This window comes from Luteimonas aquatica (assembly GCF_022662575.1).
Classification (GTDB): domain Bacteria; phylum Pseudomonadota; class Gammaproteobacteria; order Xanthomonadales; family Xanthomonadaceae; genus Luteimonas; species Luteimonas aquatica.
In genome coordinates this window covers 119,416-129,770 of record NZ_JALBFU010000006.1, presented here as the reverse complement: position 1 = coordinate 129,770, position 10,355 = coordinate 119,416, and the positions used below count along the sequence as shown (strand labels likewise).

Sequence of the window (10,355 nt, the reverse complement as noted above, 5' to 3'; positions counted from 1 at the left end):
GCACGTGCTGGATGCGGCCACCGGCATGAACTACATGCAGCAGCGGTACTACGATCCGGCGATCGGACGGTTCCTGTCCGTCGATCCGGTCACCGCATACGAGAAGCCGGGAGCGAACTTCAATCGGTACTGGTATGCAAACAATAATCCTTACAGATTTATCGATCCAGATGGGCGTATGAACCAAGATACAAAAGACCAAGAGATGATGCGAAAAGATCCTAGATCGATGGGGGCTCATCCGGGGATTGCTGGATCAGTTCAAATTGTAGGCAGCATGTCCACTATTTCGAGTTCAAGTTCGAATAAAGGAGGGGCTTCTCAAGGGACAAAAGCTACAGCGTCCAATAGGTCAGAACTTAAGAATCCATTGAGCTTCGGGGGTGGGTGTAGCATGACGGCCACAATGGGCTCATGTGGAGCAGCTCCGCCTGACTATATTCACGTTTCAGCCGGAATTTATGTGGCATCAGGAGGGGCTATGTTAACGCGCAACGGGACATTGCTCGCTGGAGGAGGAGTCGCCCATGCAACTCCGAAATCAATGGTAAGTGGTGAGGTGGGTTGGGCTGCTTCTGTTGGTTATCTTACGGCTCGTGGTACAGCTGCTGATGTCGATAATTTCGCGCGCGGCGCGACGACAGGGGTGGGGGGGTACTTTGGCCTTGGCGGATCTTATGTTTATAACGCCAGCGGCTCGGCAATTGAGGTGGGGTATGGAGGAGGTGGGTTTTCCTTGCAAGCTGTCGAGTACATGAAGCCTATATATTCTGCAAATAGTGATTAATATCATGATGTTGGGAAAGAAAAAAATATTGCTTATTTTCAGTATTTTTATTGTTGTAGTTGTGCTCCTTGTTGGGAGGGAGGGGTTCGTGTTCTTAGTATCTGGCCATGACTCAAGAAGGATCCCTCCCATGTTGCTTAAGAATGAACTGCACTCAATAGGCGCATTGAAAGGCCATGTTCCTGTGGGCGGTGTGAAGATTTTTGATAGAGGAATTGCCACTGGTGCAACACAGCATTTCCGTGCTTCAGAAGAGCGGAGTATGATTGCGAAAAATTATACGAATATGTTGCAACAGAAGGGGTGGGTGTTGTCAGGAAGTAGAGGAATATCTGGTAACGAAGATGTGGTGAAGTTCTGTAAAGGAACAATGAGTTTGACTCTAGATCTTGTTTCAGAAGGAGAGGTAAGTACTTATTATTACGTTGGAATTGTTTGGGCAAAATATAAATCAGATGGGGCCTATTGCAAGGCTGATGAATAATAAGAATATAGCGATGAAAATAGTTGGGGTTGCGCTGTTTTTTTGATACTAAGCAATGTCGATGAAGCCAACTTCATCTTTAGTGCCGATAGCTGAACAAACTGGAGGCTTGCAGTCGTCAGACGATGCAGTTCAGATCGTGATCGACTCACAAGCTGTAAGGGGCAAGAGCCTCTTAACGGCACTTTAATTTCAGATGGAACCAACCTAGAATCGGCCGTTCACGCCGGAAAGGATCCTGCGTGGATGTTGTAAACCATTGAAAAAATTGATGTTTATGAGAGCTGGCTTCCGCGCTCAGGGCTCAGGCTTTGGTGACGGTTGTCACATTTCCTCTTCTTCGGAAGGCTTAGAGAGAGAAGAACCCCAATGATGAGTACCAAACCCCACAAGCTGCGTGACGCGATCGCGTTGGCGCTCGCCGTCGGTTCGGCGGCGTTCGCGACGGCCGGCACCGCCCTGGCGCAGGATGCCTCGGGCGACGAGACCAAGACGCTCGACCGCATCCAGGTGACGGGCTCCAACATCCCCCGTACCGATACCGAAACCTCCTCGCCCGTGCAGGTGATCTCGCGTCAGGAGATCGACCGCACCGGCAAGACCACGCTGGCCGACTACCTGCAGACCCTGACGGTCGACGGCGCCGGCACGATTCCCAAGAGCTTCGGCAGCGGCTTCGCCGCCGGCGGTACCGGCGTGNCGCACCGGCAAGACCACGCTGGCCGACTACCTGCAGACCCTGACGGTCGACGGCGCCGGCACGATTCCCAAGAGCTTCGGCAGCGGCTTCGCCGCCGGCGGTACCGGCGTGTCGCTGCGCGGCCTGGGCGCCGGCTCGACGCTGGTGCTGCTCAACGGCCGCCGCATGGCGCCGTTCGGTCTGGCCGACGACGGTTCCAAGACCTTCACCGACCTGAGCACCATCCCGCTGGAAATGGTCGAGCGCGTCGAAGTCCTGAAGGACGGCGCCTCGGCGATCTACGGCTCCGACGCCATCGCCGGCGTAGTCAATGTGATCCTGCGCCGCGATTTCACCGGTGCGGTGATCAAGGGATCCTACGGCATTTCCGGTGAAGGCGACGGCGAAGAGCGCAAGGGCTCGATCGCCTGGGGTACCGGCGATCTCGGTACCGATGGCTACAACTTCTTCTTCAGCGTCGAAGGTGCCAAGACCGACAGGATCAGCATCAAGGATCGTCGCGATCGCAAGTGGATCGGCAGCGGCGACTCGCGTCGTTGGGGATACGCGCTGATCGACAGCAACCTAGGCGGCCGGATCAATGGTTCGGGCAGCACCGCGGGCTCGTCGCCCGTCGGCGCCGTGCGTGGTGGCCCGGGCAACAGGTTCCAGTCCCTCGGCAATCCCGGTGATTGCGCCGCGCTGTCCAACATTGCGGACCAGACGGGCTCGGGCGGCGGCTGCCTCTGGGATCCGAACCAGTTCGCCGATCTGGTGCCCGAAGAGAGCTACATCAATCTCTTCGCGCGCGGCACCTTCGCGCTGTCCGACTCGGCCGAGCTGTACACCGAGTTCGGCTACTCGAAGAAGAAGAGCGCCTTCTCTGGCACGCCTTCCGGCGTCGCGGGTATCTCCGGCTTCCCGGGCGGCGTGGTCAACAGTAACGATGGCGCCAATGCCACGATCATCAGCGCCGCTCACCCCGACAACAACCTCGGCATCGAGGGGCCGTTCCGCTACTCCATGTTCCCGAACGTGGGTACGCGCCGCGGCGAGCTCGAGAACGACTTCGTGCGCGCGCTCGTCGGTGTGAAGGGCACGGTCGGCGCGTGGGATTACGACGTCGGCTACCTGCATTCGCAGACCTCGCTGGACAACGTGCTCAACGGCTACATTCGCAAGAGCGTCCTGGATGAGGTGCTGACCAACGGCAACAACGCCTACGGCGGCTGGCTGCGCCTGGGCGCCAATGCCGGACAGACCCCGCAGTCCGTGCTCAATGCGGTTTCGCCGACGATCCGTTCCACCGCCGACACCGGCCTGGACCTGGTCGATGCGAAGATCTCGCGTTCGCTGATGGATCTGAAGGGCGGCGCACTGGGGCTGGCCATCGGCGCCGAGTGGCGTCGTTCGACCGCGACCTTGAATCCGACGACCTACACCGACGTGGGTGACATCATCGGCCTGGGCTATTCCGCTTTCAGCGGCAGCCAGACAGTGTCCGCGGCTTATGTCGAGTTGAATGCGCCGGTGCTGGAATCGCTGGAACTCAGCGCGGCCGGTCGTTTCGACAGCTACAAGGGCGGCGAGAATTCCTTCACGCCGAAGTTTGGCGTGAAGTGGAAGCCGGCCGATTGGATCGCTTTGCGCGCTTCTTATGCCGAAGGCTTCCGTGCGCCGAACCTGGCCGAAACGGATGGTTCGTCGGTAGGCTTCGCCACCGTGCAGGACAACGTGCGTTGCCCCTCGCCGACCCCTCCGGGCTGGCCGACCGATGTGCAGTGCAACCCGACGGTCGCCTTCGCCAATCAGCCCAACCCGAACCTGAAGCCTGAAGAGTCGAAGAGCTATAGCGTTGGTTTCGTGCTGCAGCCGATCGAAAGCATGTCCATTGCGGTCGACGGATGGCAGATCAAGCGTACCAATGAGATCACCCAGCTCAGCTCCGACCAGGCAATCGAACAAGGTCTGTTCCTGCGCGGCGATGACCTGATCAACGGAATCCAGGGTACGGGTTCGCTGCTGGCGATCTTCACGCCGTACATCAATGCGACCTCGTCGAAGGTCCGTGGCGTCGACCTGGACTTCAATCAGCGTTTCGATCTGGGCGATTACGGCAGGCTGCGTCTGGACATGCAGTGGAGCCACCTCATCCGCTGGGAGCGGACCGACGGCGGCGTGACCACGAACTTTGCCGGCACGCATGACAACTGCAACGTGACCAACTGCATCGGCACGCCGAAGAACCGCATCAACCTCGGCCTGACCTGGGATTATTCGGATTGGAGCGTGAGCGGTGTGGTGAACTATCGCGGCAAGTTCGACAACACGGAGCCGCTGAACGGTTCTACGTGGGATGCGGGTAGGAAGCAGTACACTTGCGTGACCTCGTATGCAGACGCTACCGAGGAAAATCCGCACGACGCCCCGGGCGGTTGCGAAATCCCGTCGTTCTACTCCATCGACCTGTCGGCCAACTGGAAGGCGACGGATGCGTGGGAAGTGTTCGGCTCGGTGCAGAACGTGACCGACCGCGTCGCCCCGCTGGATCTGACCACCTACGGTGCGCTGCACTACAACCCGATGGACGTCAGCGGTGCGATCGGCCGCTACTTCACCATCGGCGCGAAGTACACGTTCAAGTAATCGATCGTTCCATCGCGGTAAACGAAAGGGCCTCCTGCGCAAGCAGGAGGCCCTTTTCATTTGGCGTCCCCGCGACGCAGTCGTTCGCGGGGACGGCGGCTGCCGGCGACGCGCGCCCTTGGGCGTCGTCGCCGGGCCGGGCTCAGCGCCCCAGCTCGAACACCACGTCCAGGTTCGCGCTCAGGCTGGTTTCGCCCGGCGAGACCGGCGAGGAGGCGTCGTAGGCTTCGGCCTTGGCGGAGCGCATGCCCATCATCATCGGCACCGGCGGGCGGAAGCCGCCGCCCTCGCTGACGCTGACGATGCGCTTGACCTGCATGCCCAGCGACTTGGCGTACATGTCGGCGCGCTTGCGGGCCTTGTCCAGGGCGGCGCGGCGGGCCTCGTCGTAGACGGCCTCGGGTTCGTCGATCTCGAAGCTGGGGCCGTTGACCTGGTTGGCGCCGCTGGAGACCAGGGCGTCGAGCACCTTGCCGAGCTTGCTGATGTCGCGGACCTTGATGCTGACGGTATTGCTAGCCTCGTAGCCGGTGATCTGCGGCGGCTGGTTCTCGTTGTACTTGTAGTTGGGGTTGACGTTGATGCCGCTGGTCTGGATGTCCTTCTCGGCGATGCCGGCGGCCTTGATGGTGGCCATGACCTTGGTCATCTGCTCGGCGTTGGCGCGCAGGGCGGCGTTGGCGTCGGCGGCGCGGGTGACCACGCCGGTGGAGAGGTTGGCCACGTCCGGGGTGCGCTTGGCCTCGGCCTGGGCGGAGACCGAGAGCAGGGTGCCGTCGCTGGTCGCGGCGTAGGCGGGGGCGGCGTTCTGGGCGCAGGCGGTGGTCATCGTGGTCATACTCAGGGCAAGGGCGCTGGCGAGCAGCAGGGTACGAAGCGGTTTGCTTGGCATGGGGCGTCTCCTTTCATGACGAGGGGTAGGGTCGACAGTGTCCAGTGAACGGGTCGTGAGCCGGAACGGGGTTAAATGATCCGCCAAGCCGGCGGGGCGGGGCTGCAGGGTATCCTTGTCCGATGCTGTATCTCGCATCGCAATCCCCCCGCCGCCGCGAACTGCTGACCCGCCTGGGGCTGGCCTTCGACGTGCTCGACATCGAGGTCCCCGAACGCCGCGAGGCCGGGGAGTCGCCGCTGGACTACGTGCGGCGGGTCGCGCGGGACAAGGCCGCGGCCGGCCTGCTGCGGGCAGGTGACGGGGCCACGGTGCTGGCGGCCGACACCGAGGTGGTGCTGGACCAGGACGTGTTCGGCAAGCCCCGCGACGGCGACGACGCGGCGGCGATGCTGCGCCGGCTCTCGGGCCGCACCCACGAGGTGATCTCGGTGGTGACCCTGGCCTCGGGCGGGCGGACGGCCGAGGCGGTCAGCGTCACCGAGGTCAGCTTCGCCGAGCTGGACGAGGCCGAGATCCTGGCCTACGTCGCCGGCGGCGAGCCCCAGGGCAAGGCCGGGGCGTACGCGATCCAGGGGCGGGCGGAGGCCTTCGTGCGCCGCCTGTCGGGCAGCTACTCGGGCGTGATGGGGCTGCCGCTGCACGAGACCTCGCGGCTACTGAAGGACTTCGGCTGCTGGCCGGAGGCATCCGCGCCGCGCATGGAGCCGGTCGCGCGATGACCGAGGAGATCCTGGTCAACGTCACCCCGCGCGAGACCCGCGTCGCCGTGGTCGAGAACGGCATGCTGCAGGAGCTGCACATCGAGCGCGGCTGGAGCCGCGGAGTGGTCGGCAACATCTACAAGGGCAAGGTGCAGCGGGTGATGCCCGGCATGCAGGCGGCCTTCGTGGAGATCGGCCTGGAACGGGCCGCCTTCCTGCACGCGAACGACGTGATGCGCTCGCTGCCGGCGGCCGAGCTGCGCGAGGACGCGCCCAAGGGCGAGGCGATCGGCGCCGACGAGGCGTCGCGGCCGCCGCCGACGCCGGTGCCGCCGATCGGCGAGCTGCTGCGCGAGGGACAGGAGATCGTGGTCCAGGTGGTCAAGGACCCGATCGGCAGCAAGGGCGCGCGCCTGACCACGCAGATCAGCATTCCCTCGCGCTACCTGGTGCTGCTGCCGCAATCGAAAGTGGTGGGGGTCTCGGCGCGCATCGAGGACGAGGAGGAGCGGCTGCGGCTGAAGTCGCTGGTCGGGGGGCTGGCGGTCAACGGCGCCCACCACGGCTACATCGTGCGCACCAACGCCGAGGGCCAGGCGCTGGAGGCGCTGTCGGAGGACATCGCCTATCTCGGCCGCGCCTGGGCGCTGATCGAGCAGCGCGTGCGCGAGGCGCGCGTGGGCAGCTGCGTGTACGAGGACCTGACCCTGCCGATGCGCGCGGTCCGCGACCTGATGCGGCGCGACGTGGAAAAGGTGAAGGTGGATTCGCGCGAGACCTGCGACCGGCTGCGCGTGTTCGCCGCGCAGTACATGCCCGGGCTGGCCGAGAAGATCGAGCACTACAGCGGCGCGCGGCCGATCTTCGACCTGTACGGGGTCGAGGACGAGATCCAGCACGCGCTGGAGAAGGAAGTGCCGCTCAAGTCCGGCGGCTACCTGGTCATCGACCAGACCGAGGCGATGACCACGGTCGACGTCAACACCGGCTCCTTCCTCGGCCAGCGCAACCTGGAGGAGACCGTCTACCGCACCAATCTGGAGGCGGCGCAGGCGGTGGCGCGGCAGCTGCGGCTGCGCAATCTGGGCGGCATCATCATCATCGACTTCATCGACATGAGCGATGCCGAACACCGGCGCCAGGTGCTGCGCACGCTGGAGAAATCGCTGGCCAAGGACCACGCCAAGACCACGGTGTACGACTTCTCGCCGCTGGGCCTGGTGGAGATGACGCGCAAGCGCACGGTGGAGAGCCTGCAGCGCCAGCTGAGCGAGCCCTGCCACGAGTGCGGCGGCCGCGGCATGCTCAAGACCTCCGAGACCGTGACCTACGAGATCTTCCGCGAGATCGTCCGCGCCGTGCGCCAGTTCGAGGCGGCGCGGCTGCTGGTGATCGCCTCGCCGAAAGTGGTGGCGCGCATCACCGAGGAGGAGTCGGCGGCGGTGGCGGAGCTGGAGGAGTTCCTCGGCAAGTCGATCCGCTTCCAGGCCGACGAGCAGTATCTGCAGGAGCAGTTCGATGTCGTGCTGCTCTGAGCGAGGCTGCTCCGGGCGACGCCGCCTCGGCGCGCGCCGAAGCGGGCCCCTGCGCTGATGTCCCGGCTGCGGCGCAACCTCCGTCATCTCCGTCGCTGGACGTGGTATGCGGTGGCGATCGTGCTGGTGCTGATGGCGTTGACCGCCGGCGCGGTGAGCCAGCTGCTGCCGTTGGCCGAGCGGCATCCGGACAAGGTGGCGGCGTGGCTGGGCGAGGTGGTGCATCGCCCGGTGCGTTTCGACCGGCTCAAGACGCAGTGGACGCGGCGCGGCCCGCTGCTGCAGCTCGACGGCCTGCGCATCGGCGAGGGCACCGAGACGCTGCAGATCGGCAGCGCGGAGATCCTGGTGTCGCAGTACGCCGGCCTGCTGCCGGGCCGTTCCTTCACCGAGCTGCGCCTGCGCGGGCTCGACCTGACCCTGCAGCGCGACGACGCCGGCCGCTGGCAGGTGCGCGGCCTGCCCGGGGAGCGCCAGTCGACGCAGGACCCGTTCGCGCCGCTGGAAGGCCTGGGCGAGCTGCAGGTGATCGGCGGCAAGCTGCGCATCGACGCGCCCGGCCTCGGCATCCGGACCCAGGTGCCGCAGATCGACCTGCGGCTGCGCGTGGACGGCGAGCGCGTGCGCATCGGCGCGCGCGCCCGCATGCACGCCGATGCGCCGGCGATCGAGGCGCGTTCGGATTTCAACCGGCGCAGCGGCGACGGCCGCGGCTACGTGGTCGCCGAGGACGCCGACCTGTCGGCATGGAGCTCGTTGCTGCACCTGGCGGGCGTGTCGGTGACCGGCGGCAGCGGCCGCATCGAGGCGTGGACCGAACTGCGCAAGCACCGCGTCACCGGCGTCGTCGTGCAGTCGCGGCTGCGCGACCTGAAGCTGCAGGGCGCGCCGGTGGCCGGACGCGGGACGGCACCGACGGTCGCCTTCGAGCGATTGGAAGTGGATGGGCGCATGCGCATGCAGGCCGAGGGCTGGCGCTTCGACGCCGCGCGCCTGCGGCTGGGCAGCCAGCGCGATCCGCAGACGCTCGACGGTCTGGTCGCCGCCGGCGGCAGGCGCTACGCGCTGCTGGCCGATCGCATCGATGCCGGTCCGCTGTTCGCGCTGGCCGCGCTCAGCGACCGTCTCGATCCCGGCTTGCGCGGCTGGCTGCTCGACAGCAAGCCGGACGCGGGATTGCGCGACATCGTATTGGCCGGCCGCGACGGCGCGATGCGCGCGCGCGGCCGCATCGAGAACCTGCGCTTCGCGCCGCGCGGCACCACGCCCGGCATCAGCGGCTTCTCCGGCACCGTGGACGCGGACGGGGACGGCTTCAGCCTGGCGTTCGACCCGGCCGCGACGCTGCGCTTCGACTGGCCGCCCGGCTTCGGTGCGCCGCACGACGTGCGCCTGCAGGGCAACTTCGCCGGCTGGCGCGAGGGCCAGGGCTGGAAAGTGGAAACCGCCGGGCTGCGCATCGACGGCGTCGGCTACGGCGCCGACGTGCGCGGCGGGATGTGGTTCCAGGGCGACGGCACGCGACCGTACATCGACCTGGCCGCCAAGCTCGACGATGTCGCCGTGCCCGTGGCCAAGCGTTTCTGGGTGCGCCATCGCATGTCGCCCAATACCGTGCGCTGGCTCGACAACGGCCTGGTCGACGGTCGCGTCCGCGACGGGCGCGCGGTGGTCTCCGGCGACCTCGACGACTGGCCGTTCCACCCCGAGCCGGGGCAGGCGGCGAAGGGCCTGTTCCAGGCCGACGCGCACCTGTCCGGCGCGACGGTGAAGTTCCAGCCGGAGTGGCCGGCGGTCGATCATCTCGACGGCGACATCAGCTTCGTCGCCGACGGCTTCACGCTCAACGGCAAGGCCGCGATCGCCGGCCTGCCGGTGCCGCGGCTCGAAGCGGGCATTGCGCGCTTCAACGAGGCCGAACTGACCGTGCGCGCCGACATCGCCGGCGATGCGGGCGCGGCCTTGTCGCTGCTGCGGCAGAGCCCGCTGCACAAGCGTATCGGCGACACGCTCGACAACCTGAGCGCCGCCGGCCCGATGGCCTCGCGCTTCACGCTCGACCTGCCGCTGCACCACAACGTGCCCGATCCCTACGTGCCGAGGATCGCGGGCACGGTGGAGGTGAACGGCGCGCGCCTCGGCGAGAAGCGCTGGAAGCTGGATTTCGCCGACGTGCGCGGCACCGCGAAATACGACGACAAGGGCTTCGACGCGCAGGGATTGCGCGCGCTGTACGAGGGCGCGCCGGGCACGCTGTCGCTGCGCACCGGGCCGGGCCACGTGCGCAGCGACGCGCAGGCCTTCGAGGCCGAACTCAACACCGTCGCCGAGGCCGATACGCTGCTCGATCGCGTCTCCGACATGGCCTGGCTGAAGCCGCACGTGGACGGACGCTCGACGTGGACGGTGGCGGTCTCGGTGCCGAAGCCGCCGGCTTCCGCCGCCGCGGTCTCGCCGCCGACGCTGCTGCAATTGCGCTCGGACCTGGTCGGCACGCGCCTGGCCCTGCCGGCGCCGTTGAACAAGCCGGCCTCGGTGGCGCTGCCCACGCGCGTGGAGACGCCATTGCCGCTGGGCGAGGGCGACGTCACCGTCGCTTTCGGGCAGCGCCTGGCGCTGCGCGCGCGC

At 65.6% G+C, this 10,355-nt stretch carries 7 protein-coding genes and 2 pseudogenes; 8 read left to right on the top strand and 1 reads right to left on the bottom strand.

Features of this window, described 5'->3' with window-relative positions:
• The 5 genes and pseudogenes from MD221_RS13045 to MD221_RS17525 all read left to right on the top strand — a co-directional run.
• Positions 1-787 (top strand): RHS repeat-associated core domain-containing protein (locus MD221_RS13045; protein ID WP_242112241.1); only part of this gene is annotated, 787 nt, incomplete at its 5' end.
• A gap of 130 nt (positions 788-917) precedes the next feature.
• The gene (locus MD221_RS13040; protein ID WP_242112240.1) at positions 918-1,271 is read left to right on the top strand and encodes a hypothetical protein; all 354 of its coding nucleotides are present in this window, start codon (positions 918-920) and stop codon (positions 1,269-1,271) included.
• Between the two features lie 369 nt (positions 1,272-1,640).
• A pseudogene (locus MD221_RS17655) lies at positions 1,641-1,908 on the top strand (hypothetical protein); the annotation flags it as partial.
• A gap of 75 nt (positions 1,909-1,983) precedes the next feature.
• Positions 1,984-2,265, top strand: a pseudogene (locus tag MD221_RS17530) (TonB-dependent receptor plug domain-containing protein); the annotation flags it as partial.
• A gap of 708 nt (positions 2,266-2,973) precedes the next feature.
• On the top strand, positions 2,974-4,596 hold the full coding sequence (locus tag MD221_RS17525; RefSeq protein ID WP_277928904.1) for a TonB-dependent receptor domain-containing protein: 1,623 nt from the start codon (positions 2,974-2,976) through the stop codon (positions 4,594-4,596).
• 142 nt (positions 4,597-4,738) lie between these two features.
• Here the strand turns inward: MD221_RS17525 and MD221_RS13030 are convergent, their stop codons facing one another.
• Positions 4,739-5,488, bottom strand: a complete 750-nt coding sequence (locus tag MD221_RS13030) for an SIMPL domain-containing protein (protein WP_425602276.1) — start codon at positions 5,486-5,488, stop codon at positions 4,739-4,741.
• Positions 5,489-5,610: 122 nt separating this feature from the next.
• Between MD221_RS13030 and MD221_RS13025 the strand changes: the two genes are divergently transcribed.
• From MD221_RS13025 to MD221_RS13015, 3 genes are all read left to right on the top strand, one after another.
• Positions 5,611-6,210, top strand: a complete 600-nt coding sequence (locus tag MD221_RS13025; RefSeq protein WP_242112239.1) for a Maf family protein — start codon at positions 5,611-5,613, stop codon at positions 6,208-6,210.
• Positions 6,207-7,727, top strand: coding sequence for a ribonuclease G (rng, locus tag MD221_RS13020; RefSeq protein ID WP_242112238.1), 1,521 nt, complete (start codon positions 6,207-6,209; stop codon positions 7,725-7,727). Before MD221_RS13025 ends, rng begins: the two co-directional genes overlap by 4 nt.
• Before the next feature lie 57 nt (positions 7,728-7,784).
• Positions 7,785-10,355 (top strand): YhdP family protein (locus tag MD221_RS13015; RefSeq protein WP_277928903.1); only part of this gene is annotated, 2,571 nt, incomplete at its 3' end.

Coding starts and splice junctions, on each gene's coding strand:
- MD221_RS13025 (WP_242112239.1), top strand. CDS start 5,611: ATGCTGTATCTCGCATCGCAATCCCCCCGCCGCCGCGAACTGCTGACC.
- MD221_RS17525 (WP_277928904.1), top strand. CDS start 2,974: ATGTTCCCGAACGTGGGTACGCGCCGCGGCGAGCTCGAGAACGACTTC.
- MD221_RS13030 (WP_425602276.1), bottom strand. CDS start 5,488: ATGCCAAGCAAACCGCTTCGTACCCTGCTGCTCGCCAGCGCCCTTGCC.
- MD221_RS13040 (WP_242112240.1), top strand. CDS start 918: ATGTTGCTTAAGAATGAACTGCACTCAATAGGCGCATTGAAAGGCCAT.
- rng (WP_242112238.1), top strand. CDS start 6,207: ATGACCGAGGAGATCCTGGTCAACGTCACCCCGCGCGAGACCCGCGTC.